The organism is Candidatus Bathyarchaeia archaeon, from assembly GCA_035283685.1.
Classification (GTDB): Archaea; Thermoproteota; Bathyarchaeia; order Bathyarchaeales; family Bathyarchaeaceae; genus DATETJ01.
The window spans coordinates 17,262-43,266 of record DATETJ010000003.1; the positions used below are offsets into that span (position 1 = coordinate 17,262).

The following is a 26,005-nucleotide window of genomic DNA, read 5'->3' on the forward strand; positions in this document are numbered from 1 at the left end:
TTGTTCTCTGCTGGTCTATTAGTATGAGCTGGAGAAAAAATTTTTGAGGTTAGGGTTGAGCCTGTTCTGTTTGTGTTTTGGGCTGGGTTTTGTTTTCAGTTGGTGTCTTGTGCTCTGTTTTTCGTGGTTTAGCGTGTGTTTCTATGTTGGTTAGCGTGGAGTTGCAACATAGTTAGCGTGAAGTTAGCGATGTTGTTGATGTATAGTCTTTGGTGGGGGTGCGGCTGAAGCTGTGTGGACATCGTCGTCAGAGTGTTCCGGGTGACATCAACAAGGTTTGAGCGTTGTTTCTATGGGTCTGTTTGGGTTTTTGTATGGTGGTCTTGGCTCTGTTCGATCCTTGTTTTGCGTCAGGTTTAGGTATGGCTTCGTCAACGGTGGCGTTGTGGAGCTGGTTTCTGTTTCAGATGTTATTAACTTCCTGTTAGAGCAGTTAATAATAATGTATGTGGGCGTTGTGTTTTGGGTTCTGTTATGTGTTGTCTAGCTTGGAGTTTCATGTTGGTTAGCGCACTTTTCAACATATCTTAACGCACTTTTCCATGTTGGTTTCCGTGTTGTTTGTGGTGATCTAACGATGAACCTAACGAGGGTTTTTCCATAGGTGGTGCGGGGGAGGGGTGGGACTTGGGCCACCGATGTTTTCGTTCGAGGATTTCGCAAAGTGGAAGCTTCTCTTTCGGTTTAGCGAAAAGTATATTTGCTTATTCCAAGCTGCTTAGGTGGGGTTGCCGGCCATAGGGCGTGGGACCCACCCGATCCCTTTCCGAACTCGGCAGTTAAACCGCGCTCCGTTTTCGGTTCTAGTGTGGTCTTCGGCCATGCGAAGCCGAGAAAGCTGGCTGCCCCACTCAATCTAGGCTAGGCCTCCGTGGAATCACGAAACATTTTAATTGCTCTTCACCGTCTTTTCAGCATCTAACATCAAAAAGACTGAGGGAAAATCCTCAAGATTTATTACAAAGAACGTGCAGTTCAAAAGGAGTGAAACCTGATTGATATCGCTTCCATCATTAGCCCTCCAATTGGGGCTTCCTCAGGATCTCGCTGGCTGGATTTTTCAATTCGTATTCATGGCCATATTCGTAGTCTTCATGTTCTATGGACAGCGCATCCAAATGATGATCATGGTGCGCGAGGTCGAAGGCTCACTTTTCAAACTTAAATTCATGCGAGACGAAGCTCGAAAAACCGCCATAACCAACATCAAAGAGATAGGCAAACTTGAAGGAGATCCAACCGGGCAGATTGACAGATTCCTCGAATACTTCGCCATCCCGCCAGTAGACCTTGATCCTTCAGGCGTCATTTGGCGGCTTGAACACATGCTCGACGTCCGAGACGTTCGTTTCAAAGACGACGTGAAACTAATGGCGCCAAAAGCTGTTGAAACGGAGATCAACAACCTTGAAATGATGCTTGAAGCTGCACTCGCCTTGAACATCATCTACCGAGTAATTCGCCACTTCTATCTGCTGGGCAAGAAAACACTAAGCCTCTACGTCATAATGCAGCTCCAAATGGTTCTACCACTTATCATGCGCGAAGCAGAAGCCTACGCCGCCGCTCAAAAAGCCTTCATGCTCGGACAGCCAATAGGTGACGGTGCAGGCGCCCTAGTCGCCGCCAAGCTCATGCAAGGCTACGAAAAGACCAAAGTGGAAAAAGACATGATACTAGCTCAAGTGCCGATTGAAGGACGAAACGCCTATGTGCTAAAGGCTGAAGGCCCAGGCGGAAACGTAGGCAAACCAGGCGAAGCAATTAAACAAGTGATCGAGCAGAACGAGGGCAAGATCAGCCTAGCCATCCTCATCGACGCAGGCTTGAAGCTTGAAGGCGAAAAAACAGGCGAGGTCGCTGAAGGAATCGGCGCGGCTATCGGTGGTCCAGAAGTTGACAAATACAAGGTGGAAGAAGCAGCGCTGAAGCACAAGGTGCCAGTGAACGCAATAATAATCAGGGAAGATATAGGTGATGCGGTTTCCCCTATGAGAAAGGAAATCGTTGACGCTATTGATGGCGCCATTGAACGTGTAAAACGGCTTCTGTTGGAGCGAACGAAACCCGGTGACTCAGTTATAATTGCTGGAATTGGCAACACAATCGGTATCGGTCAATAATGAGGAAGGAATCATGAATCAAGCAGTTTCTCCGACAAGAAGGCTTTCGCCTGCTCTGATTGCAGTCGTCATGATCGCGCTACTGCTGTCACTGGTGTCAATTTACCTAGGATTAAATGAGTATTTGGTTGGCGATTCGAGCACAGCCAGCTTCTACATGAGCATTGGAATGGTGACATTGGCACTAAGCACTTACATGCTGTACCAGACTCGAAGACGCATGATTAGACTCATCAGCTTGGAAATGCAGCCTCTATCCTCCACCGTGCAGTGTCAAAAATGCGGTTTCAAAAACGTGCGCGAGTTTCAGCGAGGCGACTTCGTGTTCAAGGAAACCGAAGAAAAATGCCCCAAAGACGAAACGAAGATGAAGATCTCTTCGATTTACCGCGAAGTTAAGGACAAGGAAAAAGCCAAGGAATCAAGCTATTAAGTCAAAACCTCGCATCCGTTCTTTGTAACTAGAACAGTGTGCTCTGCTTGAGCCACTGGTTTTCCGCTAACTTCAATGAACACTGGATAGGCCATCAGCGTTTTCGAGGCCAAAAGCTCGGAGAAAGCCGACTTGTGCTTGTCCAGCGGCACTACGCTCTGGAGCCAACGCTCAGCAAAAGGCAGGGTGCGAAAATTCTCTAGAATAAAGTCGCAGAGCTTCTTGGCAAATTCACTCTTGAGTTTTTTCTGCTTCACAAAGCGAAATATGTGGGCTTCCTTGCCGGTTTCAACTCTTCCAGCCGCGCTTTTCACGGTGACGAATGGTTCAATGGCGTAGACTTCGTTAGATGCGATTCGGCTTGTTGAAATATGAGTGACATTAGGCAATGACCGCCCAGCATGTATCAGATACCGCGCCACTTGATGCCCAGTCAAGTTGGCAATTGGCTTGAGTCCATGGGATTCTATGTTCCTCTGGATTGCGCTCCCAAACTGCGAAGTAAACAGTCCGGGGCGAATTGTTTTGACACCCGTGTCTAACGCGTCTTCAGCAGCTGATACAAGATTGTCGAATTCGCGGTTGAAGCACACTGTTACCGCTGTGTCTGCGATGTAGCCGTCCACGTGGACGCCTATGTCAACTTTTACCAACGAGCCTAGCGGCACGGTTCGCTTGTCATTTGGGGGAGATGTGTAATGAGCTGCGAGTTCGTTTATGGAAACGTTGCATGGGAAAGCTGGTTTTCCACCTTTTTCTCGTATAGAAGCTTCAGTTTTCTCGCATATGCTAATGATGGGCATGCCTTCCCTGACCGCGTGTCTCATGAGTTCTCGGACTTCTGCGGCGATTTTCCCAGCTTGACGGTATTTCGCTATTACCTCTGCTGAGAGACTCATGACTTCACGACGCATGCATCATAAGCTTAGCTTGAGATAAAAAACTTGCACTTTCGCCTCAAGTTTCTGGCTTTTTGGGACGCGGCGGAGAAACAATTTCCGAAGCAACAGTTGCGAAGTCGTCTCCGCCCATGTGAAAGACAGGTTTGACTTTTTCGACATCGAATGTTTCGGTGAAAATTCCCTTGTTGACGTATGCGGATATGACTTCGCCCACGAATAAGGTGTGGTCTCCTGTCTTGATTTTTTCAACTACCTTGCATTCCAAGTGTGCCACGCATTCCTTGATTATTGGTGATCGCACCCTCTTGGCTGGGAGGGGCGTCAGTGGCGCCTCTTTGAATTTGTCACAAGCGCTTCCAGAGATGCGTCCGCAGAACAAGGTTTCTTTCACAATGTCCATGGTGGGCACATTAACCACAAACTCTCCCGTCTCCTCGATCATTTTATGCGAGAAACGCCGTGGCGCAATGCTGATGACCACCATGGGCGGCTTGAAAGAGGTAGGCGTGGACCAAGCCAAGGTTATAATGTTTGCTTTTCCCGCTTTGTTCGAACACGTCACAAGTACCGTGTGCCGCGGATGCAGAAGCCGACATGCATAATCAAAATCAACTTCAACTTTTCTGGGTTCAGGCATGTTACCTCACCATGAGGAAGCTTTAGGTTTCCTGACTTCAGTATTTAAGATTCGCCGTAAACAAAATTTAAGTACAAGCCATCGTCATGGATTTGCATGGTGACTGCCCTGGACTGGCGTTAGTTACGGCAGGAATTCGCAACGCTCTGGCAGCAGTCGCCGTCAGCGTTTATTCACTCAACAAGGATAGTTTTTTCAACTCAACCCTTATATCAACTTCAACCGATTTGGAGGCAGAATGAAAATATGGCACCTGATCCATTAGCCAAGACCATAATTGATCCTTTTGGCACAACTGTAATCGAAGATTACGAGCGACTCTACGAAGAATTCGGCATCAAACCGCTCAAGCCATTATTGAACCAAATTCAGGATCCAAGCGCTGGAATGCGCAGAGGCGTAATCTTTGGACACAGAGATTTCGAACGCATTTTGGACGCGATGAGGAATGGTCAAGAATTTGCGGTTATGAGCGGCATAAAACCCACGGGCGAATTTCACTTGGGCACATTGCAGACCGCGCGTGAAGTCATATATTTTCAGCAGCACGGCGCCAAGGCTTTCTACTGCATTGCAGACATTGAAGCCTACGAGGACAACCGCATACCGTTTGAACGCAGCCAAAAATACGCCGTGGGCAATGTAGCCGACCTGCTGGCTCTTGGTTTCGACCCGAAAAAAGGATTCATCTACCAGCAGTCTAAGGAGCAACGCGTAAAGGATCTTGCCATAACCTTCGGAAGAGGCGTCACTCTGGCCACTATGAAGGCAATCTACGGCGAACGCCATATGGGTCTGTATCTCTCCGCGCTTATCCAAGCTGGCGACATCTTGCTGCCCCAGTTGAAGGATTTCGGCGGACCTAAACCCACAGTTGTGCCCGTGGGCGTTGATCAAGATCCACATTTACGTTTGACTCGAGACCTAGCCTTCAAATTCCGTCGCAGACACAACTTCGTCATGCCATCTTCAACCTATCACAAGTTGATCAAGGCGTTAGACGGTTCACCCAAGATGAGCAAGCGCAGCCCTATGACGTATTTTACCTTGGAGGAAAGTCTAGAAGTCATATCAAGGAAGATTTCAATGTCGTTTACAGGTGGACGACCAACTGCCGAGGAACAAAGGCGGCTGGGTGCAAACCCTGACATCTGCCCCATATACGACTTGTACCTGTTTCACTTTTTTGAACGCGACGAGGATGTTGCCAGACTCTACAATCAAGAGTGCAAAGGTGGCAAGATTCTGTGCGGCGAGAACAAGCAGCGACTCATGAAGTTGATCACTGACTTCGTAAAAGAGCACCAACGCAAGAGGCGACAGTACATAGACAAGGCTAGAGAAATCTTGAATGTTGAATAAGTATTGCCGAATGGGTAAGAATAAATAAGCTGGCTACGTTACTGATCTGATGTGACAGTGATGCCCTGCCAATTTCCCGTGTAAATTCTGTTCTGGTTAGCTTGGGGCATCCCTCAGCGGTAGAAACTTCTATACGATGTCGTCACATCACTATACTGCGTTATCACATTTCAACGTCCACAGTAGACAGATCAAGATTATGGAGCGAAACAAGCGATGGTTGAGCTTAGAGAAAATGAGCAAAAGACATTGCTGGCTTTACAGAAGCTGAATGGAAAAGCAAGCGTTGATCGCACAATAGAGGTCAGCGGGTTAGCCCACGCCGCCGTAATGCGAGCCGCGCTAACTCTCAGCGAAAAGAAACTTGTTAAAGTGCATGAACAGAAGCAGAAGGTCGTTGAACTTACAGAAGAAGGAAAACAACATGCGCAATATGGACTGCCCGAACGCCGCATAATCAACGCGATAATCGAATCAAACGGAACGGCGCCGATCGGGAATATTGCCCAGAAGGCGCAGCTTGACGAGAAACTAGTGCCAATAGCGCTTGGATGGCTGCATCGAAAAGGCTGGGCAACTGTCGAAGGAAAACAAACCCTGAAAACACAGAAGAAGGACATCCCCCGAGAAGCTGATGAAAAGCTTCTTTCCATGCTAAGAGACAAAACCTCGGTGACAGTTGACGAACTGCATAGGGACATGCAAGACGCTGTCTCCGTCTTGAAGGGACGGAAGCTGCTGGAAGTTCCTGAAACAACCGTGCGGCAACTCGAACTCACCAACGCTGGGCGGCAACTGGTCAGAAAAGGAGTGGAGCTGATTTCGGAGGTTAGCCAACTCACGCCTGAACTCATCATTAGCCAAAAGTGGCGAGAAGTCAAACTTAGAAAGTTCGATGTTTCGGCAGCTGGACCCGAACTCTATCCAGCCAAGGCTCATCCGCTACAACAGGTAATTCAGAAAGCGCGGGAGATCTTTCTTGAACTGGGTTTCACTGAAATCCGTGGACCGCTTGTGGAGACGGCATTCTGGAACTTCGACGCCTTGTTCCAGCCGCAAGATCATCCAGCCCGCGAGATGATGGACACATTCTATTTGGCAAACCCCAAAGCAGGCGCGTTACCGAAGAAAAGCGTCGTTAACGCAGTCGCTAGAACTCATGAAAACGGTTGGACGACAGGATCGAAAGGCTGGGGCTACAAGTGGAGTCCAGAAGAGGCAAAGCGACTAGTGATGAGGACGCATACGACAGCTGAGACAATTAAGTATCTCTCGAAGCACAAGAAACCGCCTATCAAAGTCTTCTCAGTAGACAGAGTCTACCGTAACGAACAACTGACCTTCAAGAACACGGCTGAATTCCACCAGATCGAGGGCATAGTGGTCGATAAAGGCGTGACCTTACGCGACCTGATGGGCACCTTGAAAACGTTCTACTCCAGATTCGGCTTGAAGAAAGTCAGGTTCTGGCCTTGTTACTTTCCATACACAGAACCTTCAGCAGAGGCAACGGTTTTCGTTCCAAAACTGAAGCGCTGGATCGAGCTTTGCGGCATGGGCATGTTCCGCCCTGAAGTGCTGGCGCCAATGGGCATTAAATACCCTGTGTTGGCTTGGGGAGGCGGCTTGGAACGACTCGCAATGCTTGAGTTAGGCATCGAAGACATACGGCAACTATATGGCAATAATCTCAGTTGGATTAGGAGGACACCGTTATGCCAGTGATTACATTGCAGCGTGAAAGGTTCAGCAAATTCGTTGGACGAGACGTCACAGTTGAAAAAATGACTGAATGGTTACCTTGGGTTGGCTTTGACTTGGAAGACGTGGGCTCAGAATACGTGAAAGTTGAGTTCAACCCTAACAGGATCGATCTCTGCAGTTACGCTGGAGTTGCCCGAGCCTTCAAAGGCCTGATGGGATGGGAAACTGGTCTGCCCAAATACAAGATTCTCGACGGAAAGATCAAGTTGACAGTTTCCAAAGCTGTGGGCAAAGTTCGACCTTACATGTTGGCTGCGGTTGTTCGCAACATACGACTTGATGAGGAAGCTGTCGTCGATCTTATGGAAATGCAGGAAGACTTGCATTGGGGCATTGGCAGAAATCGTAAAAAAGCCTCAATTGGCGTGCACAACTTGGACGTTGTCAACCCACCCTTCAAGTATACAGCTGTCAAACCGGACAAGGCGAAGTTCGTGCCTCTGGATCACAGAGAAGAGATGGCTTTGAGAGACATCTTGGAGAAACATGAGAAGGGCATGGCCTATAAGCATCTTGTCGACTGGGCGCCCAAGTATCCCCTGCTTATCGATAAGGAAGGAAAGGTTCTATCCATGCCGCCGGTAATCAACGGTGAGCTAACACGCGTTACGAACAAGACAACAAATCTGTTCCTAGATGTGACTGGCACGGACTACGCCGCTGTAGAACGTAGCCTAAACATCCTAGCCACTGCCTTGTCAGACATGGGCGGAACCTTGGAAAAGGTTCACGTAAAGTGTCCAGACCGCACCATTGTTTCACCTAGCTTAGCTCCTCAACGAATGAAGCTCAGAGTGGATTATGCAAACCAGCTTCTAGGACTTGCATTGTCTGAGGCAGAGGTTATCGAGAGTTTAAGAAAATGCAGGTTGGATGCTAGAGTCGCAGGCAAAGGGGTCGTGGAAGTCGCTGTCCCAGCGTATCGAATCGACGTGTTGCATGAAGTGGACTTGGTTGAGGAAGTGGCCATCGGGTATGGTTACTACAGACTGAAGCCAACAATTCCGGAAAGATTGACTATTGGCGAGCAGCATCCGGTCCATCGAACCGCAGGTATTGTGCGGCAGATCATGATTGGTTTGGGATTCACGGAAGTTATGAATTTCACTTTGACGAATGAAGTGGTTCATTATGAGAAAATGCGCCTAGAAGCCGGCAATGTGATTAAACTTGCCAATCCAGTTTCGCTGGAATGCACGATATTGCGCCAGAGCCTACTGCCCAACTTGATGAAAAATCTCATGGATAATAAGCATGAGAGCTTCCCTCAGCGTCTGTTCGAAGTCTCAGACGTTGGACAGATAAACCAACGTGCAGAAACCAGAGTTGAGAGAAGGCTCCACATTGCTGGAGTTTCATCGCATTCAACGGCCAACTTCACGGAAATCAAGTCCACGGTTGAAGCCCTGCTACACAATATGGGAGTGAAGCGCTGGGAAATCAAGCCGACAAACCACCCCAGCTTCATAGAGGGCAGAACAGCCATCATCCAGCTAAAACGTAGGGCGATGGGCATACTGGGCGAGATACACCCCGCGGTGTTAAACAACTTCGAACTGGAGAAACCAACAAATGCCTTCGAAATCGACCTTGAAGCACTGTTCTAAAGAAGGGTCAAACGTAAAACCTGAAGAAGATGCCGTCGGTCAAGCGATGCTAGCCTTCTATGAGAAGAGAAAAAGCTTCGAGGTCATAGAAAGAGAGGACGGTTACTTTGAAGTAACCAACACAAGAATGTATTTCGAGGATTTTGAACACTGGGCGGAACATGAAAAGAAAGCAATGAACTGGGTTAGAGGCAGAGTGCTTGACATCGGCTGCGGGGCTGGCAGGCACTCACTGCACCTTCAAAGCAAGGGTCTAAACGTGGTCGCAATCGACAGGTCGCCCTTGGCTATAAAGGTCAGCCAGCTTAGAGGTGTGAAAAAAGCAAAGGTCATGGCGCTTGAAGATATAGAATTCAAGCCCAACGCTTTTGAAACGGTTCTTATGCTGGGAGGCAACTTCGCCCTGTTGGGCAATCCCAAAAAAGCGCTCAGAGTACTCAGGAAGCTTCATCGGATGACTTCTGACGATGCTGTAATCATTGCTGAAGCCGTCGACCCATATGTCACAGACAATCCTGCACAACTGAAGTATTATGCTTTGAACAAGAGGAGGGGGAAACTGCCAGGACAATGGAGAATACGTATAAGATTCCACAATTTTGTGACGAAATGGTTTGACCTACTGCACAACTCCAAGAAGGAGATGGAAGAAATACTCAGCGACACTGGATGGACGATTAAGTGGTTCATCGATTCAGGCAACCCGTATATTGCTATAATCGAAAAAGTGAAGAAAAAATAGCCCAAATCATAAGAATCGTCAAAAGAGGCGTTGTCAATGGAGCTCCCTGAATTAACTGTTCTGAGCCTGCAAATGGCAAAAGAAACCGTGGGAAGACGAATTGCAGAAGTCGAGATAGCGAATCCCAAGTGCTTGAACATGCCCTTAGAGCAGTTTAAGAAAACTGTAGTTGGGAAAGTCATTAAATCGGTTGAGAGTAGAGGCAAGTGGCTTTTCATCAAACTTAGCGCTGATCACGTTCTCCTGTTTAACCCTGGAATGGGTGCAGACGTGATTCACTTTAAGCCAGCCGACAAGTTGCCTGAGAAATATCAGATAAAACTCGTGTTGATTGACAAGACAGGCTTTACCATACGTGTCTGGTGGTTCTGTTACCTGCACCTTATGCGCGAGGATAAGCTCGGTGAACACAAACTGGCTGGAAAACTGGGCGTGAACCCTCTTGACAAGAGTTTCACACTAGACTATTTCAAACAATTACTGGCGAAGAAAGGTGGCAATATCAAGACTTTCCTGCTCGACCAAAAGAATATTGCGGGCATCGGAAACGTCTACGTTCAAGACATGCTTTTCGAAGCAAGGCTACATCCTCAACGAAAGACTTCGTCACTGACCAGCAAAGAGACAGAGGCCTTGTACAAGTCAATGAGATCTGAGCTTAACGGGAGCATCAGAATGGGCGGATTAGCCTATGAAAAAGACTTTTACGGCAAAAAAGGCCGTTACGGCGCAGATCAGTTCAAAATTGCATACAAATCAGGGAAGCCGTGCCCTGTTTGCCACACGACGATTCAGAAGATAAAGACGGGTTCAACCAGCACTTTCATTTGTCCAAAATGCCAACCTTTAGGCAAGTAACATAAGGGCAATGTGCACTCAGCCTTCAAAAATCTTATTTCCCGGTTTTCGCTCTTGTTTTTCCAGCGATGACCTTCTGGTGAGCTATCCCACCGCCACCTCGATGCGAGGACTCATGCAAACGGACCCAACCGAAGCCGGATAGTCCCACAAAGCTATCCTTTGCTCGTGACGAAGGGCTTACCCAGACATGAGACACGGTGGGCGCGGGCGCGAAAATTCCCGTGTCAGAGAGAGCTCAGCAGAGAGGGGCGCATCGCTCCAACAATGAAGTTGAGTGTTAGTTTCACGGGAAACAACGCCCGCGACAGAAAAGAGAACTTTTATAGTTAGCCCCAATGCAACTGTAGGAAGGCAGGCGTTTCACCTTGGACTTGGAGAAACGAATGGATCTTGTGGCAGGGAACACTCAGGAAGTTGTTACCCTGGAAGAGCTACGCGAACTGCTTAAGAGTGAGGCTAAGCCGAGAGCCTACTGGGGTTACGAAGCAAGTGGACTCATGCACATTGGCATGGGCTTGGTCTGCGGCTCCAAGATCAAAGAGATGGTGAAGGCAGGCTTCGACTTCACGATTTTCTTGGCTGACTGGCACTCGTGGATAAACAACAAACTGGGCGGCAACATGGACAACATACGCCTTTGCGGCGAATACTTCAAAGAATGCTTCACAGCTTTAGGCATTAAACCCGAAAGTGTACGTTACACATGGACTTCAGACTTGGCCAAAAACATTGAATACTGGGAAAAAGTGGTAAGAATAGCTAAGAGCGCATCCTTGCAGAGAACTTGGCGCGCCCTCCCTATCATGGGTCGTGAGACAAGCCTAACTGACATGGAAACCGCTTGGTTGTTTTACCCCTGCCTACAAGCAGCAGACATCTTTCAGATGGAACTCCACGTTGCCTGCGCAAGCATCGACCAACGCAAAGCCCACATGCTGGCTCGAGACGCAGCAGAAAAGCTCGGGTGGAGAAAACCCGTATGTGTGCACACGCCACTCCTCGTAAGCTTGCAGGGCCTGCAGAAAACAGATAAGCAGTTTGATGAGAGCGCTGAGATCAACGTTAGGATCGGCTCAAAAATGTCCAAAAGCGTTCCCGAGGGCTGCATTTTCGTGCACGATTCGCCCGAAGAAATCGAGACAAAACTCAAGGCAGCGTTTTGTCCGCCGAAGCAGGCGGAAGGCAATCCGGTTATGGAAATCGCAAAACTCACCATATTCCCGGAAAAGGGAAGCCTAACAGTAACTCGTCCATCAAAATATGGCGGTTCGGAGACTTTCAACAGCTATGAAAACTTGGAGAAAGCCTACGTTGAAAGAAAAGTGCACCCTCTTGACCTCAAGAAAGGAGTCGCGGATTCACTAGTAGAAATTCTCAGCCCGGTTAGAGAATACTTCCGAAAACACCCCAAGAATCTCGAAAGAATGAGGCAGATAGAAGTCTCAAGGTAGAAAAAGCTTGCCAACCGCTTTAGAAAGAAAAGCAGAGATGCTCACCGAACTCATACAGAAACTTGCAGTCGAATCAACTAAAGGCGTGCCCATAATCGTAGAGGGACAAAAAGACGTCGGCGCACTGCGACAACTGAACATTGAAGGTAAGATTGTCTCTTCAAAGACATCAGGTAAATCCTTCCTGGACATACTGACCGAAATTGAGAACCTCAAAGTCAAAGAAGTTGTTCTTCTGTTGGACTTTGACAGACGTGGGGTCGAGTGGACGCATCGCTTGAAGCAGCATTTGGAGAAAACGAGAATCAAACCTAACCTAAACTTCTGGAACCAGCTTTATGGGCTCGTGGGACGCGACCTAAAGGACATTGAAGGCTTACCTGCTTACTTGGGTACGCTCGAAAACAAGAAAGGAAGCCAGAAACGGTGAGAGTCTCTAGGTGAAAACGCGTCTCATGGTTTCGATGCTTTCAAGCACGTGACTCACTGATTCGCATATGACAACGCCCTTGTAGTTGATGCGTTTGAGGGCTTTCGCCACAGCCTCCCAATCGATTTTGCCGTAGCCTACGCCTTTATGTTGATCGTATTTTCCTTCGTTGTCACTTACGTGCACGTGGACTATTCTGGCTCCGAATTGATCTATGAAGCCGAAGATTTCCTTAGTTGTGTTGGCGTGGCCCACATCAAAAGCTATGCCCAGATCAGTGTCCCCGCCCAATTCGCTGTAGAACAATGCAACATCCCGCATGCGCTTAACTAGGAAATGGAAAGGCTCCGGCGTGTTCTCCATGGCTATGTCGACGCCAAGCTTCTTGCTAACTGCCATTAGACTTCTTACTGAGCGAAGGTTGAGTTGCCAATCAAGATCAGGATAAAACTCGCTTACACCTGACTTCCAGCCAGAATGAAAAACCCATTGTTTACACTTCAACTGGCGAGCATGGCCTAACGACTTCTCAAGTCTTTTGAGCATTACGCGGCGAAGCACTGGACTGGGAGAGGCAATGTTGATGTCAACGAAAGGCGCGTGAACCGCAAACTCGAGACCTGTGTCTCGTTGAATCCTGTTCAACGCGTTAACTCGTTTCTGATTAAGGGAGTGAAGGCCCTCGTCAACTAGCTCTACGCATCGCACATCAAATTCTGTCAAATGCGTAAGCATTGTGGAAAATGGTTCGCCTAAACAAAAGAGCATTGACAAGCCAATGTCCAAGCAAGGGCACTCCGGAATAAGTGAGAATGCAGTGCTTGCTTTTATTTTTTTGACTCGCTGGCTGCATGGAGCATGAGGCTCATATCAGTTTCAGTATTCTTGTCTTGCCTGGAAGGCTAGTTTCGTCTTCTAGCTCGTCAAGCTCCATATTCTTGCGGATTGTTTGCTCTATAATCATGGCACCTGAACCCAAGCACTCCCGCAAGGCAACATTGAAAGAATCCATCTCCTGCGCAATTTGTTGTTTTTGAACTGCGTGCGTGTTCTCTAGATGGTGGTAGATAGTCTTGGTGGCTTCGCGTCCGAGCATTCGAATGAGCACGTTGTCTATGATTATGTTTCGCCTTTCGTTGCTTGTGCCTTGACCAAGTTGGCGGTGAACCATGCGTTATCGCTCGTGAGTGGGGATACTCAAAGAAAACCGAGTGTATTACGATTTAATAAACCCCTACGTGTCAACGTTCAACACAAATACATCAATTCATGCAGCAGCCCTTAGATCATCTTGGGAGCCAGCCAATTGATGACCTGCACTGGATCTTCACATTGAATCTCTACTTTGATGGGGCCAAGAGGAGACTCGCCGAAGGGCTGTGAAAACGAAACATGACCAGCGTAGGCAACCTGTTTATTCAGGTAGAACACGATTGAACGCTCACTTGACCCTTTGAACAGTACAACTCTTGCTGCTGCTCGAATTCGTTCTCGCTTTAGCACGTTGTGGAGTTTAGTCAACCCATCGGTGCCACTTGTTCCAGCGGTTAACAGACTCCCACGCTTTAGAGGCTTCAAAGCAAACTGCACATTGCTGAACATGTTCTCTACTGCTCGTTTCACTTTAGCTTCGTCTTCAGTTGGGTTAACTTCCACTTCGATTTGGACTTCTATTTTCTCCATTTTTGAAATGCTGCCTCCACAACCTCGCCAACTTTGGCTTTGAATTCCTCATAGGTTCGCTCATTCACAATCATCCAATCGGCTAAAGCGATAACGTCGCCTTGACCCACGCTTAATTCGCGCAGGTCACGCTCGCAGAAGACATCCCAGCCTTTGGGATCGTCGCTTCGTTTTCTTCTTGAGAGACGTTGAAACCTTGTTTCAGGCGAAGAATGAACTGCAATGAGATTGACGCTCGCAAAATGTTTCTTAAACTCGTTGACTTCATCGAGGCTACGCACGCCATCAACAAACACGATTCGGGTCTTGGCGTTTTGGATTTTGGCAATGCATCTTTTCGCAACTGCTGTCGGGCCTTCTTCTTCTCGCATTTTGAGCATGATTTGGCCAATGTTTTCGGGTGTGGGTTCCAAGCCGCGCTTCTTGGTTTCTTCCCTTATCTCGTCGCCCATTATCACAACTGCGTATGCCTTGCTCTCTGCGATGTTTCTGACGGTAGCCTTCCCCGCGCCTGGCATTCCCACTACCCCAATGATGTGTTTCTTATCCATTTGCACCAAGACTCGTAGACCCATATCGCCAATGAGATTTTTAAAGCCACTTGTGAGGTTCAAGACTGAGACACGTTTAAAAGCAGTGGGAAAGTAAAAGGGAAAGAGGGCTACAATTTCATGTCGGAAATGATTCGCTGCTTTATAGCTTTCGACATCAACAATCCATCAGTGCTAACGAAGTTCACCGAAGTTCAAGACCTACTTGCCAAAACGGGTGCCGATTTGAAGCTTGTTGAACCTCAGAACGTTCACATAACGGTTCGTTTTCTAGGCGACATCCACGGAGACATGGTTGACCAGGTTCATGAAGGTATGAAACAAATTACTTTCTCAGCCTTCGACTGTGACATCCACGGCTTAGGCGCCTTTCCAAACATGCATCACGCGCGTGTCGTCTGGGCAGGAATGGGAAAAGGATCAGATGAACTCAGAAGCGTGACAAGTCAACTGGAATCGAAGCTTCGAAGTTTGGGATTCAGACCGGATCCGAAAGGGTTCAGCCCTCACTTGACACTGGCAAGAGTGAAAACCGGACGCAACAAGAATGAACTCGCCCGAAGTGTACAGGAGCTGACGGACTTTGATTTCGGCGTAGTAAGAGCAGATTGCCTAAAGTTGAAGAAGAGTGTTCTCACGCCTAGAGGTCCGATTTATTCAACATTGCGCGATGTCTGCCACTAAAGGGTTGGAAATGGCTTCAGCTTCAATCATTGAAAGAGTCCTAGCTGACATAGCGAAGAGGATAACACCTTCGGAGAACGAGAGAAGAAAAGTTTTGTCCTTAGCGGATACTCTTGTAAGACGCGTTAAGACAGCGGCTGATAAGGCAAAGGTTGAAGCCCGTGTGAGAATTGAAGGCTCAGTTGCGAAGGACACTTGGCTTAGAGATGAGCCTGACATCGACATTTTCATGCAACTGCCCACCTCGACGCCTCGGAAGGCTCTTGGAACAGTGTGTTTAAACATCGCCAAAGAGGCAACAAAAGGCTCGAAGCAGGTTGAACGTTTTGCCGAGCATCCCTACCTTGAAGCCTTCGTTGATTCAATCCGTGTAAACATAGTTCCCTGCTATGAAGCAAAACCCGGCGAATGGCTGAGCGCAACCGATCGCACGCCTTATCACACCGATTTTGTGAAACCTCGGTTGAATAACGAGTTGCGGCGTGAAATCCGTTTAGTGAAGCGGTTTATGAAGGGCGTCGGCGCCTACGGTGCAGAAATCAAGGTTGGAGGTTTCAGCGGCTATTTATGCGAGCTTCTAACACTTCATTACAGCACCTTTGCCAACGTCTTGAAAACTGCGGCAAATTGGAGAAAGCCATGGGTAGTCGATTACCAAAGTTACTACAAGGGAAAGGAAGAGGATCTTCCAAAGATCTTCATGGAGCCGTTGATTGTTGTCGACCCCGTTGATAAGGGGAGAAACGTTGCATCTGCAGTTCGCCTCGAGCGACTAATCGAGTTTGTTACGGCTAGTCGACAGTTTCTTCAGCATCCTACTAGGGAGTTTTTCCTCCCAAAACCCATGAAACCTCTGGGTGAAAAGCAGCTTGTCGCAAGGATGAAACAAAGCGCCACGGCACTTGTGTTCGTGGGAATTGGCGAGGTCGGAGCGGTTCCAGACATTCTGTGGGGTCAGCTCTACAAGACGCAACGATCACTTCGCAAAATGCTTGAACAGAACGATTTCCACGTGATCAACGATGCAGTTTGGAGCAACGAAGCCAGCTTGAGCGTTCTGCTGTTTGAGGTGGAACATCGCTTTCTGCCGCTGACGAGGAAGCATTTGGGACCGCCAGTGGAGAAGAGAGTTGAATGCGAACGTTTTCTGCAAAAACATCTTGGACGGTCGACAACAGTTTCTGGACCCCGTTTAGAAGATGAGCGATGGGTTGTCGAGATCAAACGAAAGCACACTGACATCGTCAAACTGTTGGAAACGGAACTGAGACAAGGTGGAAGGCATGTGGGAGTGGCAGAACTGGTTTCAAAGGCAGTTGCGAAAAAAGTCAACATCTTCGTGAATCAAGAAATCGTAGACACGTACAGAAGGAACGGCGACTTCGCTGAGTTCCTGACTCAGCATGTTGATGGAAAACCTGGATGGCTCGTTGAAGCTGGAAAGAATCAGTAGATATTGCATAATGCCAAGTTTTGCTCTCTTGTCAAGGAGTTGGATAGGTGAAAACGCGGTACAATCTTCCCGAAGGCATGCGATATGCCACATTACACGAAAGAAAGATGTTCTATCAAAACGAGTTCGACGTTGTCAAGTTAAGTGGATGGTTTAAGACATGGAGTCCTGAAGACAGTGTTGAGTTTGCAGTGATTATTGGAAGGCATACGCGCATTTTTCCCAAGGAATTCGAGGAAGATGCTTCCACAACGATAATTATCGACGAATACAGGGACCTAGCAGATGTCAAAAAGCAGATTTTGGAGTTTCTTCCCGAATCTGCCTATTATGACAGAAATGTCTATGGCAAGACGAAGCGCATCATGGGACAGGAACTAGCGTTCGATCTGGATCCAGAAAACCTCACCTGTCCGGTTCATGGAACCTTAGCTGAGAAAATGAAGAGGCGTCAAGGTTTAGCCTTCTGCGAAATCGAGTTGAATATGGTGAAGGAAGAGGCAATCAAGCTGTACGAAGAATTGGCAAAGCAGTTCTCGCAGATGCGCATGATTTATTCGGGCAGAGGATTCCACATACACGTGTTTGACGTTGAAACCTTCACATGGACGCGTCGTCGGAGACGAGCTTTGGCCTTGAGACTTAAGGAAAAGGGGTTCTTGATTGACGAGTGGGTTACCACTGGTGGCATGCGGTTGATACGGTTACCTTACAGCCTGCATGGCATGGTTTCTAGGATTGTGATTCCCGTTGACGTTGACGAGTTGAGCGGATTTAACCCGGTCAGCGATCAACGATGTCTGCCCAAGTTTCTCGGGTAGCTGTTCACTTTTTCTTTTTGGCTGCTTTTTTCTTTACTTCCTTAGCTGTTTTCTCCTTCTTTTTGTAGTAATAGTATTTCTTCTTTTTCTGTTCTGCCATGGTTTTCACTCTGATTGCTCTATTTCTGAAATCGAGTGGATAAGAAACTTGCTATCCAGCCAAGATTTCGGCTTTTGGGCGTTTTTCTTTGAATGGTTTTGTCAAGGCTGCGAGGGAAAGGAGAGGTGAAGCTACAATGATCACGTAGAATGGTACAACTAGTGACTGCTCATATAGCACGCCGCCGATGTATGGGGCAATTGCTGCGGAGAGTGTAGCTGACATTTGAGCTAGCGAGATCCATCTGCCTCTGGAAGCCTGAGGTGCAATTGAGCCCACGGATGCGCCCATGAGCGACCAGAGCATGTATGATGCACCGTTTAGGAAAGATGCAAATGCTAAAGCGAAAAAATTGGTGAAATATATGAATAAGCCGAATGAGAAGCCTCCAATGAGCAGTGCGACTGCGGCGGCCACCATCTTGCCCAGCTTGTCGCCGGCTTTACCTAGAAGAATTGAGAAGAGAGCTGAACCTAGGAACGCAACGGAGCCCATCACTCCTATTTCAAAGCTTTCAAGAGCATAAACATCTTGAAAAAATTGCACCACAAGAGGTCTGACTAGGTTTAGAAAGAAAAAAACGAGTCCAAAGAACATCGACAAGAGAGTTATTCTTCGGGCGTGAGAAGAGCCGAAGTTGATCTGTTCCTGCTGAGTTGAGGATCGTTCTGCGCGTTGGCTGCGGATGAAGAGAAGGATTATTGTTGCGGCAGCGTAGAGAGCGAAAGACAGGGTTAGCACAGTTGAGATTCCCACGGTTGTCGAAAGGTATCCGCCTAGTCCTGGAGAGAAGATAAAGCCTGTCGACCATGATGCGCTCATCAAAGTGTATGTGAGTGTCACTCTGTCTTTTCTTGCAGAGGTCATGACGTAGGCGCTTGTTGCGGGTCCGCTGAGGAAGAAGCCGTACAATCCCATGACTGGGATAAGTTGAGTCCAGTGGGTTGCGGCTGAGAACATTAGTGGGACTGGTACCCAGAGGAGCCAGCCTAGAAACATGACTTTTTTTCGGTCGTAGCGGTCTGCTAGAATGCCTCCTGGGATTATGGTCAATGCAGTGCTCAGGATGAAAATTGAGAAAAGAAAGCCAACATCGGTTGAAGAAGCGCCTAAGCCTCGGATATAAATGGGCAGAATGTAAGCGTATAGGCCGTCGCCGACGGCGCCTACAAAGTTTGAGACAAAGATCAGTTTTAGGTCTCGACTAAGCGTTCCTGACGGCAAAGCGAGGCTGTAGACGATGGATCGAATCATTCAATGCACTTGCGGCTAAACTAGAAAGGCAACTTATAGTTAAGTGTCTCTAGCCTGGAGAGCGGTCTGCTGATCTCCTTCTTGGTTCATGTTTTCGAAGCAGTTTTTTTGGGTTCTTTGAATTCGCAGCTAAAGTCCTTTCCAGCCCATGGAGGGTGGTTCAATGCCCATCTGCCAAAGGAGCGCTATCAATTCGCCTCTGTGATGAACTTCCTCTTCGAATACGTGAATTAGAATGTCTTCCGCTGTCACCTTGACTGTTCCGTCGTCGCCTTTGAGCGTGTACTTCTTGTTGAGCCCGTCATCCGGCAGTGAGTAAAAGTAATCCGCAACTCGTTTTTCCACAAATTCCATGTAAGCTCTGACTTCCTCAAAGGACCTATATTCGCTGAACTTCTTCTTGGAATGAAGGGATTTTTTCTGCAGGCAATCTAGCCAGTAGTCTATCGCGCCCAAAGTATGGATGAAAATATTTCTGATTGAGTGAAAGCTCGCTTCTCTGTTCATGGTGAACTCTTTCCAAGACAGCCTAGTTAACGTCTCAAAATATCTGTGTCTCACGCTCTCATTGTATTCGAAAAGTTTTCTCATGTCAACCACTATATACACCCCAACTATGGATTAGGATGGGCGGGTGTTAAAAAGCGCTTTCTCAAGCGGGCAGTCTTAGCATGATCTAATGAGAAAGAGATGCCGTTCAAAAAGCATCGACGCTGGCTTCTGCTATTGTCGCTGCAAGTGGCTTTGGCAGCAATCTCCGCGTGTCTGTAAGTGTGTGCCTTTTCTTTACTTCGATGTGAGTTCATTAGAGTTGCGCCAGAGCCTATCCCGTTTTGTGCTCGCTTTGGTTGTGAACGATTTTGTGGTGGTGTCGCAGCGGTTTGGGGTTTTGGCGACTAGTTCCGAAAGTCGTATAAACAGGATGGCGCAGAATCTTCGAGATATCCCAAGAGAGAGGAGAGAGAATGTCAAAAAGCAATTCTTCGAGTTTCTTTGTCGGGTCATTGATAACTAGTCTTGTGGGCGCTTTTCTGCTGGTTCTTGAAGATTTTGCGGGTTGGTATAACTATGGATACTACGCGGAAAGTTGGGGTTGGATCGGTCTGAGTATTGACACGCCATTAGCCGTTGCATTAATACTTGTCGTTGTTCTAGCTTTGCTTTACACTTCCTTTATCTCGGTTAAAGGATTGCAGTTAAAGGGAGAGATCAACAAGCGAACAATTAGATCTGGCTTAATAGCTTCTTCACTTGCGTTTGTAATCGTCTTGGTAGGAGCCATTACGTTTGTAGTGAGCATCCTAGAAAGCGAACCTTCCGAATGGTGGTTTGGAGCCGGATTCTACGGTGGCTTGTTAGGCTCAGGACTCACTGCCCTGCTGTTTTTCTTTCAACATCGATCCCCAGTTGAAGCTAATGCCAGTGGCTCAACACGGCCGTAAATGACGAAACGGATCACTCAATGCACTTGCAGCCAAACTGGAAAACCGCCCTAAAGTTAATCTTCTCTGCTCTGTGAGACCGGCTGATGTCTGCTGATTTCTCTTTTGTCAGAGTTTACCTTTGGCTTGCATGGTGCGCAAAGCCATGAAGTATGCGAAGGCGCCCAATAGGGCAAAGGGGATGCTTGCAAGCAACATATTTGCCAAGAACCAAGGTTGCACAGGTAAACCGCCAAAAGCGAATTGACGGATGGCTTCTGCTGCTAGGCTGAGCGGATTTGCAGCGGCTAAGCTCACAAGCACGGGTGGCAAGTAATTCTGGATCACGTCGATTGGGTAGAAAACAGTGCTGAAAGTCAGTAGCGATGCTTGAACGATTTGTTGGAAGGCGAAGAAGTATTCTCCATGAGTGGATGCAAAAGCTGCTAGTGTAGCTGCAATGCCGGCGAGTCCCATGGCAAGGACAAAGAGAAACGGTAGCAGAATGAATATGGTTGACACTGCTTGTGCTGGAAGGACAAGAAGGGCGATTATGAGGAGTGAGCTGGAGTAGACTAGAGCGGCGAGTCCTCCTGCAAGTAGGTAAGCTATGACTAGTCCTTGGGTGCTTATGGGCAGAGACAGGTAGTATTGGATTACGTTTTCTCTCATGGCTAACCATATGCGTCTGCCCGTGTCTAGGGAAGCGGCGAACAGTCCCATAACGACGACTGCTGGAACGAAGAATTCGAAATAGTTGAAGTCCATTAATCTTCGGTAAACCAGAGCTACAACGAGCATGTCTGATAAGTTAAGGCTTAGCAGTATAGCCATCAGCCATTTTGTTCTGAAGAAGTAGGAGAAGTCGTTGCGCGCAACCTGCAGTATGCGTTGGATTTCGCTCATCCGCTTTTGACGCCCTCAACAAGTCGTTGAAGTAGAAATGCACCTAAGCCGAGAGTGCTGACTGCTAGAGCTGTGAGCACGGCTGCCGCGTACACTGGGTTTAGCAGTAGACTGGGGTCGAATCCTAGGAAAAGCCGCACCAAGTCGGCTCCGTAGGTGAGCGGACTTAGCAGGGCGGCGGTGGCATATTGCGGGGGCAGAAAGATGAGGGGATACAGCACGGTGCTGAAACGAATTATTAGGGCACCTACCGCAGCTGTGATTGCAGCATAGATGTCGGCTGAGCGAAAAGCTATGAAGGACAGAGCGAGCATTAGTCCTGCCACGCCGAAGCCTAGCCAAAACAATGTTGCCACAACGGCTACCGCTGAAATCGCTGTAAAGTTTCCAATTAGCAACAAAGTCACTAAAAGGGGAACCGACAGCAACAGGGCTAGTTCCACTCCGCCTTGAAAAGTTATTGCTAGAAATAACGTGCGGCGCGGGATGGGGAGACTGAGCAAGTAGGGCAATCGTCCCTCATGAGCGTGCTCGACAAAGTGGCGACCAGTGTGTGATCCGATTTCAAATGTCATCATGACCACAAAGCCAACGGCGTAGAACTGGAGATAGTTAGTTATTCCAGTGACTAGCCTCGAGATTAACGCGCCGTACACGGCAAGCTGCAAGCCGAAGAGCAACCACTCGATAATTATCCATACGGGAGGATTCAACTCATGTTTCAAGTCGAACCAGATTATACGTGTGACGTTACCCAACTGTTGGTGTTGCCTCCAGAGCGCGACCTGTGAAGTGCAGAAAGACGTCGTCTAGGGATGGTTCGGTCACTCTTACCGACACTACGCGTACGTTCTTTTTGTAGCATAGTCTGGTCATTTTTGGGACCCACGACTCTGCCATTGACACGTAGGCGCGAAACTGATTCTCTTCGGTGGACGCAACTTTCACCGTGCCTTCTATTTTCTCCAGCGCTTCTAGCAAGCCAGTTTTGTCTGAGGCTTCAACTTGCAGTTCAACTATGTCGCCCCCGGCAATCTTGTCTTTCAAGCTACGTACGGTGTCGCATACAACGCTTTTTCCCTGATCCAGAACTGTGACTCGGTCGGCTAGGTATTCTGCTTCGCGGACTTCGTTTGTGGCTACGAGTATGGTTGTGCCTTCTTCCCTTAGTTTTCGTATGTGCTCCCATATTGTGCGCTTGCCACGGAGGTCGACTTGGCTGCTTGGTTCATCGAAAATGGCGAATGGCGGACGTTGAATCAACACTTTGGCAACTTCCAATCGTTTTCCTTGTCCACCTGACAAATGCATGAAAAGCTTGTTTCGCGCATCCCATAGTTCCAATTCCTTCAGAATTTGTTCGATCATGGGTTCTCGTTTGCTCTTTGGAACTCCGCATATGGTGGCGTGAAATCGCAGTATTTCTGGTGGTTTGTGGCGCCAAAAACCACGAGCCTCTTGAAAAGAGATGCCTAGGATTTGGCGGACACGAGTTGGCTGCGTTATAACGTCCAAGCCCTTGACGCGTGCCACGCCTGACGTTGGCTTGAGCACCGTGGCTAGAATGAGAAGAAGAGTGGTCTTTCCTGAACCGTTTGGACCTAGCAGAACCATGATTTCTTTTTCGTCGACAGTGAAGTCTAACCCTTTGAGTGCCGTTGCTTTGCCGTACTTTTTCACGAGGTTCTCTGTCTCTACTGCAAGCATTAGTTGAGGCTCCAGTTCAAGATGCAGTCTCCATAGGTATGCAGACTAATATAAAAACCGTAAGACAGAATCCTCGTGGATGGGGCGTACTATAGAGAATTGTTACATTAGCTTATTATAGAAGATGTGTTCAGAACCAAGTGTGCGGGCTGAAGCAAGACTCAATGCTTATCCATTGACTTCCTCTCACAATTTCACCCTACCCGACCCGCACACTATGCAAGTTACATTCTTCGGGGCGGATGAGCCAGAGCGTAACGCCACTTTGCAGCATCCCTAGCCATCAAGAACCCTCTCGACGTCAGCCTGTATCTCGCCAACTCTTGGCTCTCCACGGGGCTTGTGGCTCTAATGGCACCAGAAACCACCAAATGGTGCAGATACTTGTTTACTTGGTCAAGGCTTAGGTTGGCGTCTCGCATGATGCGGGTTTTAGTTTTTCCTTTAGGGTCACTGTTTATCGAATCAAAAATATCGCTGATAATGCTGGTTCTATCCCGATACTTGAAGCCTGAGAGAAGCATCTTTCCAAAGAGCCAGTTAAAAGTTGAGCAGGCGTACATACCTATCGCTTTCCTATATCTGTAGCACTAGGAAAATAATTCTTTCGATAACTGCTCATCGCGAAAGCGCCTATGCATGATTCGTCTATAGAGAATTCCATCATCAAGGTTTTATAGAACCTTGCCAGCCGCTGACATTGGCGTGGGCAAAGTCTATCATGAGAGTGCCGGTTCGGCAGGCGTTATTTCTCTCTCACTCGATGAAGCTGCTCGATGAAAAATCAAAGTGATTGAGTAATCTGATAGACGCCCAGAACGCCATGAGGTCGCTGAGATCAGCCTAGGCAGGCGAAGATATCTCCCGCTATCCCGAATTTCTTTCGGATGCAGATATCCTTTTATATTCAGAGGGAACTAAAGAGTTAGCCGATTAAGAGATGAGTGCTCAAGAGTTTCTGGATTACATTGCGAAAAGCAAGGCCAAGAACACTAACAAGTCCTATCGGAATGCTGTCAGAAAATTTGCAGAGTGGTATAAAGGCACGTACTCGGTTGAGCAGCTAAATGAGATTCTGCAAGAGAGAAAAGACTCAATGCAGGGCAAGGGTCCCCAAGAAAAACGAAGATTCGAAAGGCTAGTCGAGGAATGGCACAGAACACAGCTCAACAGCGGGGCCAGCATCAACTCCGCAAGAAACCGCTACGTTGCTGTAACACAGTTTTTCAAGTTCTTTGATCTAGACCTGAACACAGCTGTTATCCCGAGCGAGGTAAAGAAAACCATGATCTCAGAGAAAGATTATCCGCTTACGGTTGAAGACCTCAGGGCGATGCATAAAGTTGCTGACCTTCGGGGCAGAACCATTCTGCTTATGGCAAAAGATCTGGGACAGCGCCTTAGCGACTTCAAAATGATCAAGGTTGAACAGCTGCCGAACTTGGACTCTGAACCGCCAATTCCGTTCAGCATCGAAACGGGTAAAGAGCATGTTCAGACGAAGGGCTTCTTGTCCGCAGAGACCGTTCAAGCTCTAAAAACCTATCTCGAGACACTACGGAAGAGAAAGAAGCCTTCCCCGTTTCTTTGGCCGTCGAATGGAAAACACCCGCTTGATGAGGACAGCTTTGGAGTATGGCTGAAGAATTTGGCTGAAAAGGCTGGAATCAAGACCGGTAATCAGAAGTTGACTTTTCACTGTTTCAGACGTTTGCTCATGCGGGCCGCTATCGAAACAGGCGTTGGCTTAACAGCGGCCAAATTGATGGTTGGAAAAGCTGTTGAAAAAAGTGACGAAACATACATTGCGAAAGCTAGGCTGGATAAGGTATTCACAAAACTCAGCAAATACCTCAACGTAACGGGTACAGTCGAAGAGAGAAAACCACTGCAAGACTTGATAGTTCAACAAGAGAAAGAAATATCGAGCCTCCGGAAACGTATCGAGGCAATTGTGGAGCAAATAAAGGAATACGAAGAGACCTTTGATTCAGTTGTAAGAGAATTCGCAACTCTGATTTTGGTGCTTGCTGAACGACTTGGTGATGAAACAACGCTCCGAATGCTGCATGAGGCAAAAGAAAGGCTTGACCAGAAACTTGTGGAGAAAGTGCAAGAGTGATTTTGCCAATATGAAGCACGGCTACGAATAGTCCTGATAGAAGAGTACAGAATATTTGATGGCAAGCTTTATCGCCGCTAGCAATAGCGACGATGGTCGAGCTAAAAGAGAACTCGAAAATCCCTTCAAACTGCAGTATCTGGAGTGGGAGTGATTGGAAACGTGACGCTTGAGATGACTTGCGAATGGTCGGAAAAGGGTGCCAGCGTCTTAGACTTGGATATGCGCTATTCAAATGTGGAATGGGGCGGCCTAGTCAAAGACTGCTACCAGCTGACACTCACCAGTTTTGGCGCCACAAAAGAGCGCATCAACCAGATTAAGCAACTCCAAGTCTACGATAATATAGTCTTGGGCAGCCCGTGTATGCTACCGTTCAAAGACGAATGCTTTGATCTGGTCTTTGCTATGAACGCGGCTTTGCCATCTGACACAAAAGGCACATGGGCCATGATAAATGAGTGCAGGCGGGTTGCGATAGAAAAATACTATGCGCGGTCTCCATACCCATCGCTTGCAGTCATCGTCGGCTTCGTCAAAACAAGAAAATGCAGGATAATTTCAATATCATAGACGAACGAGATGACGGTTAGGGACATGCATGGTATTGAGATGGGAGTGGCGAAGCCATCGCCACAACGTACAGGAAGATGAAGCTGCATGAATTTCAGAGATTCACTAGATAGAGTTTTGGACAAATTGCTTTGTGGGAATTGCGGACCAGAATATGAAAGAATCGCAGGCCTATTCTGCCCTATGTGGTGCTATCGGCGACGATTCAGAAATGAGATGTATTGGGCTCTTCATTTGAACGTGATTGTAGCGTTTCTCCTAAGATTCTGAATTCTGGGAGATGAACAAAGCTCTTCTTAGCTAGCTATGTTAATGCTAGCGCTCGTGCATGCGGTTCTCTGCTGGAGTCATCTAGCCGGAGTTACGAATGAAGGTCAAGTCTACTGTCGCAAACACGGAGGCACGTGGATTCAAGGTC

General features: G+C 47.8%; 27 protein-coding genes and 1 rRNA gene. 16 read left to right on the forward strand and 12 right to left on the reverse strand.

Going from position 1 to position 26,005, the window contains the following annotated elements:
- Positions 1-727: 727 nt before the first annotated feature.
- From rrf to VJ249_03600, 3 genes are all read left to right on the forward strand, one after another.
- A 5S ribosomal RNA gene (gene rrf / locus VJ249_03590) occupies positions 728-847 on the forward strand.
- A gap of 148 nt (positions 848-995) precedes the next feature.
- Positions 996-2,123, forward strand: a complete 1,128-nt coding sequence (locus VJ249_03595; GenBank protein HKZ93649.1) for a DUF1512 domain-containing protein — start codon at positions 996-998, stop codon at positions 2,121-2,123.
- A gap of 13 nt (positions 2,124-2,136) precedes the next feature.
- Positions 2,137-2,556: a hypothetical protein gene (locus tag VJ249_03600; protein ID HKZ93650.1), complete on the forward strand. Its 420-nt coding sequence runs from the start codon at positions 2,137-2,139 to the stop codon at positions 2,554-2,556.
- Here VJ249_03600 and map read toward each other — a convergent pair.
- Together map and VJ249_03610 are read right to left on the reverse strand one after the other, a co-directional pair.
- On the reverse strand, positions 2,553-3,455 hold the full coding sequence (gene map / locus VJ249_03605) for a type II methionyl aminopeptidase (GenBank protein HKZ93651.1): 903 nt from the start codon (positions 3,453-3,455) through the stop codon (positions 2,553-2,555). The genes VJ249_03600 and map overlap by 4 nt on opposite strands.
- A 58-nt stretch (positions 3,456-3,513) precedes the next feature.
- Positions 3,514-4,095 carry a flavin reductase family protein gene (locus VJ249_03610; GenBank protein HKZ93652.1) on the reverse strand — a complete coding sequence of 194 codons (582 nt, stop codon included), beginning with the start codon at positions 4,093-4,095 and terminating at the stop codon, positions 3,514-3,516.
- Positions 4,096-4,341: 246 nt separating this feature from the next.
- On the opposite strand from VJ249_03610, the gene trpS reads away from it, so the two are divergent.
- The 7 genes from trpS to VJ249_03645 all read left to right on the forward strand — a co-directional run bounded on the left by trpS (position 4,342) and on the right by VJ249_03645 (position 12,312).
- Positions 4,342-5,457 (forward strand): tryptophan--tRNA ligase, encoded by a 1,116-nt coding sequence (trpS, locus tag VJ249_03615; protein HKZ93653.1) that lies wholly within the window; start codon positions 4,342-4,344, stop codon positions 5,455-5,457.
- A 216-nt stretch (positions 5,458-5,673) separates the two neighbouring features.
- Positions 5,674-7,182, forward strand: coding sequence for a phenylalanine--tRNA ligase subunit alpha (locus VJ249_03620; GenBank protein HKZ93654.1), 1,509 nt, complete (start codon positions 5,674-5,676; stop codon positions 7,180-7,182).
- Positions 7,173-8,828: a phenylalanine--tRNA ligase subunit beta gene (gene pheT, locus VJ249_03625; GenBank protein ID HKZ93655.1), complete on the forward strand. Its 1,656-nt coding sequence runs from the start codon at positions 7,173-7,175 to the stop codon at positions 8,826-8,828. The genes VJ249_03620 and pheT overlap by 10 nt, the downstream gene beginning before the upstream one ends.
- Positions 8,794-9,570 (forward strand): class I SAM-dependent methyltransferase, encoded by a 777-nt coding sequence (locus VJ249_03630; protein ID HKZ93656.1) that lies wholly within the window; start codon positions 8,794-8,796, stop codon positions 9,568-9,570. Before pheT ends, VJ249_03630 begins: the two co-directional genes overlap by 35 nt.
- A gap of 36 nt (positions 9,571-9,606) precedes the next feature.
- Positions 9,607-10,428, forward strand: coding sequence for a DNA-formamidopyrimidine glycosylase family protein (locus VJ249_03635; protein HKZ93657.1), 822 nt, complete (start codon positions 9,607-9,609; stop codon positions 10,426-10,428).
- Positions 10,429-10,796: 368 nt separating this feature from the next.
- Positions 10,797-11,882 (forward strand): tyrosine--tRNA ligase, encoded by a 1,086-nt coding sequence (locus VJ249_03640; protein HKZ93658.1) that lies wholly within the window; start codon positions 10,797-10,799, stop codon positions 11,880-11,882.
- A 7-nt stretch (positions 11,883-11,889) separates the two neighbouring features.
- The gene (locus VJ249_03645; protein HKZ93659.1) at positions 11,890-12,312 is read left to right on the forward strand and encodes a toprim domain-containing protein; all 423 of its coding nucleotides are present in this window, start codon (positions 11,890-11,892) and stop codon (positions 12,310-12,312) included.
- A gap of 6 nt (positions 12,313-12,318) precedes the next feature.
- On the opposite strand, the gene VJ249_03650 is transcribed toward VJ249_03645, so the two are convergent.
- From VJ249_03650 to VJ249_03665, 4 genes are all read right to left on the reverse strand, one after another.
- The gene (locus tag VJ249_03650) at positions 12,319-13,047 is read right to left on the reverse strand and encodes a sugar phosphate isomerase/epimerase (GenBank protein HKZ93660.1); all 729 of its coding nucleotides are present in this window, start codon (positions 13,045-13,047) and stop codon (positions 12,319-12,321) included.
- 130 nt (positions 13,048-13,177) lie between these two features.
- Positions 13,178-13,483: a hypothetical protein gene (locus tag VJ249_03655; GenBank protein ID HKZ93661.1), complete on the reverse strand. Its 306-nt coding sequence runs from the start codon at positions 13,481-13,483 to the stop codon at positions 13,178-13,180.
- Between the two features lie 110 nt (positions 13,484-13,593).
- A complete protein-coding gene (locus VJ249_03660) occupies positions 13,594-13,995 on the reverse strand; it encodes an RNA-binding domain-containing protein (protein HKZ93662.1) in 402 nt (133 codons plus the stop codon).
- Complete coding sequence (locus VJ249_03665; protein ID HKZ93663.1) at positions 13,983-14,546, reverse strand: AAA family ATPase; 564 nt, start codon at positions 14,544-14,546, stop codon at positions 13,983-13,985. Before VJ249_03665 ends, VJ249_03660 begins: the two co-directional genes overlap by 13 nt.
- A gap of 120 nt (positions 14,547-14,666) precedes the next feature.
- On the opposite strand from VJ249_03665, the gene thpR reads away from it, so the two are divergent.
- The 3 genes from thpR to VJ249_03680 are packed head-to-tail and all read left to right on the forward strand — an operon-like array spanning position 14,667 to position 17,504.
- Positions 14,667-15,230: an RNA 2',3'-cyclic phosphodiesterase gene (thpR, locus tag VJ249_03670; protein HKZ93664.1), complete on the forward strand. Its 564-nt coding sequence runs from the start codon at positions 14,667-14,669 to the stop codon at positions 15,228-15,230.
- A gap of 10 nt (positions 15,231-15,240) precedes the next feature.
- Complete coding sequence (gene cca, locus VJ249_03675; GenBank protein ID HKZ93665.1) at positions 15,241-16,683, forward strand: CCA tRNA nucleotidyltransferase; 1,443 nt, start codon at positions 15,241-15,243, stop codon at positions 16,681-16,683.
- A 47-nt stretch (positions 16,684-16,730) separates the two neighbouring features.
- A complete protein-coding gene (locus VJ249_03680; protein ID HKZ93666.1) occupies positions 16,731-17,504 on the forward strand; it encodes a DNA primase in 774 nt (257 codons plus the stop codon).
- A 151-nt stretch (positions 17,505-17,655) separates the two neighbouring features.
- Here the strand turns inward: VJ249_03680 and VJ249_03685 are convergent, their stop codons facing one another.
- Positions 17,656-18,858 (reverse strand): MFS transporter, encoded by a 1,203-nt coding sequence (locus VJ249_03685; GenBank protein ID HKZ93667.1) that lies wholly within the window; start codon positions 18,856-18,858, stop codon positions 17,656-17,658.
- A gap of 129 nt (positions 18,859-18,987) precedes the next feature.
- The gene (locus tag VJ249_03690; protein ID HKZ93668.1) at positions 18,988-19,449 is read right to left on the reverse strand and encodes a DinB family protein; all 462 of its coding nucleotides are present in this window, start codon (positions 19,447-19,449) and stop codon (positions 18,988-18,990) included.
- Between the two features lie 374 nt (positions 19,450-19,823).
- Between VJ249_03690 and VJ249_03695 the strand changes: the two genes are divergently transcribed.
- A complete protein-coding gene (locus VJ249_03695; GenBank protein ID HKZ93669.1) occupies positions 19,824-20,300 on the forward strand; it encodes a hypothetical protein in 477 nt (158 codons plus the stop codon).
- Between the two features lie 108 nt (positions 20,301-20,408).
- Here the strand turns inward: VJ249_03695 and VJ249_03700 are convergent, their stop codons facing one another.
- The 4 genes from VJ249_03700 to VJ249_03715 form a co-directional block, all read right to left on the reverse strand.
- Positions 20,409-21,185, reverse strand: a complete 777-nt coding sequence (locus VJ249_03700; GenBank protein ID HKZ93670.1) for an ABC transporter permease — start codon at positions 21,183-21,185, stop codon at positions 20,409-20,411.
- On the reverse strand, positions 21,182-21,943 hold the full coding sequence (locus VJ249_03705; protein ID HKZ93671.1) for a hypothetical protein: 762 nt from the start codon (positions 21,941-21,943) through the stop codon (positions 21,182-21,184). Before VJ249_03705 ends, VJ249_03700 begins: the two co-directional genes overlap by 4 nt.
- Positions 21,936-22,892 carry an ABC transporter ATP-binding protein gene (locus VJ249_03710; protein HKZ93672.1) on the reverse strand — a complete coding sequence of 319 codons (957 nt, stop codon included), beginning with the start codon at positions 22,890-22,892 and terminating at the stop codon, positions 21,936-21,938. The genes VJ249_03705 and VJ249_03710 overlap by 8 nt, the downstream gene beginning before the upstream one ends.
- 224 nt (positions 22,893-23,116) lie before the next feature.
- On the reverse strand, positions 23,117-23,455 hold the full coding sequence (locus tag VJ249_03715) for a winged helix-turn-helix domain-containing protein (GenBank protein ID HKZ93673.1): 339 nt from the start codon (positions 23,453-23,455) through the stop codon (positions 23,117-23,119).
- A 377-nt stretch (positions 23,456-23,832) separates the two neighbouring features.
- On the opposite strand from VJ249_03715, the gene VJ249_03720 reads away from it, so the two are divergent.
- Together VJ249_03720 and VJ249_03725 are read left to right on the forward strand one after the other, a co-directional pair.
- Positions 23,833-25,014 (forward strand): tyrosine-type recombinase/integrase, encoded by a 1,182-nt coding sequence (locus VJ249_03720; GenBank protein HKZ93674.1) that lies wholly within the window; start codon positions 23,833-23,835, stop codon positions 25,012-25,014.
- A gap of 174 nt (positions 25,015-25,188) precedes the next feature.
- The gene (locus VJ249_03725) at positions 25,189-25,587 is read left to right on the forward strand and encodes a hypothetical protein (GenBank protein ID HKZ93675.1); all 399 of its coding nucleotides are present in this window, start codon (positions 25,189-25,191) and stop codon (positions 25,585-25,587) included.
- Positions 25,588-26,005: the final 418 nt, after the last annotated feature.

What these genes read in the sequence shown, in the direction of transcription:
- VJ249_03630 (HKZ93656.1), top strand. Translation starts at nt 8,794, where the DNA reads ATGCCTTCGAAATCGACCTTGAAGCACTGTTCTAAAGAAGGGTCAAAC.
- VJ249_03610 (HKZ93652.1), bottom strand. Translation starts at nt 4,095, where the DNA reads ATGCCTGAACCCAGAAAAGTTGAAGTTGATTTTGATTATGCATGTCGG.
- VJ249_03720 (HKZ93674.1), top strand. Translation starts at nt 23,833, where the DNA reads ATGAGTGCTCAAGAGTTTCTGGATTACATTGCGAAAAGCAAGGCCAAG.
- VJ249_03690 (HKZ93668.1), bottom strand. Translation starts at nt 19,449, where the DNA reads ATGAGAAAACTTTTCGAATACAATGAGAGCGTGAGACACAGATATTTT.
- VJ249_03685 (HKZ93667.1), bottom strand. Translation starts at nt 18,858, where the DNA reads ATGATTCGATCCATCGTCTACAGCCTCGCTTTGCCGTCAGGAACGCTT.
- VJ249_03710 (HKZ93672.1), bottom strand. Translation starts at nt 22,892, where the DNA reads ATGCTTGCAGTAGAGACAGAGAACCTCGTGAAAAAGTACGGCAAAGCA.
- pheT (HKZ93655.1), top strand. Translation starts at nt 7,173, where the DNA reads ATGCCAGTGATTACATTGCAGCGTGAAAGGTTCAGCAAATTCGTTGGA.
- VJ249_03715 (HKZ93673.1), bottom strand. Translation starts at nt 23,455, where the DNA reads ATGTACGCCTGCTCAACTTTTAACTGGCTCTTTGGAAAGATGCTTCTC.
- thpR (HKZ93664.1), top strand. Translation starts at nt 14,667, where the DNA reads ATGTCGGAAATGATTCGCTGCTTTATAGCTTTCGACATCAACAATCCA.
- VJ249_03695 (HKZ93669.1), top strand. Translation starts at nt 19,824, where the DNA reads ATGTCAAAAAGCAATTCTTCGAGTTTCTTTGTCGGGTCATTGATAACT.
- trpS (HKZ93653.1), top strand. Translation starts at nt 4,342, where the DNA reads ATGGCACCTGATCCATTAGCCAAGACCATAATTGATCCTTTTGGCACA.
- VJ249_03650 (HKZ93660.1), bottom strand. Translation starts at nt 13,047, where the DNA reads ATGCTTACGCATTTGACAGAATTTGATGTGCGATGCGTAGAGCTAGTT.
- VJ249_03725 (HKZ93675.1), top strand. Translation starts at nt 25,189, where the DNA reads ATGACTTGCGAATGGTCGGAAAAGGGTGCCAGCGTCTTAGACTTGGAT.
- VJ249_03665 (HKZ93663.1), bottom strand. Translation starts at nt 14,546, where the DNA reads ATGGATAAGAAACACATCATTGGGGTAGTGGGAATGCCAGGCGCGGGG.
- cca (HKZ93665.1), top strand. Translation starts at nt 15,241, where the DNA reads ATGGCTTCAGCTTCAATCATTGAAAGAGTCCTAGCTGACATAGCGAAG.
- VJ249_03700 (HKZ93670.1), bottom strand. Translation starts at nt 21,185, where the DNA reads ATGAGCGAAATCCAACGCATACTGCAGGTTGCGCGCAACGACTTCTCC.
- VJ249_03635 (HKZ93657.1), top strand. Translation starts at nt 9,607, where the DNA reads ATGGAGCTCCCTGAATTAACTGTTCTGAGCCTGCAAATGGCAAAAGAA.
- VJ249_03620 (HKZ93654.1), top strand. Translation starts at nt 5,674, where the DNA reads ATGGTTGAGCTTAGAGAAAATGAGCAAAAGACATTGCTGGCTTTACAG.
- VJ249_03655 (HKZ93661.1), bottom strand. Translation starts at nt 13,483, where the DNA reads ATGGTTCACCGCCAACTTGGTCAAGGCACAAGCAACGAAAGGCGAAAC.
- VJ249_03660 (HKZ93662.1), bottom strand. Translation starts at nt 13,995, where the DNA reads ATGGAGAAAATAGAAGTCCAAATCGAAGTGGAAGTTAACCCAACTGAA.
- map (HKZ93651.1), bottom strand. Translation starts at nt 3,455, where the DNA reads ATGAGTCTCTCAGCAGAGGTAATAGCGAAATACCGTCAAGCTGGGAAA.
- VJ249_03600 (HKZ93650.1), top strand. Translation starts at nt 2,137, where the DNA reads ATGAATCAAGCAGTTTCTCCGACAAGAAGGCTTTCGCCTGCTCTGATT.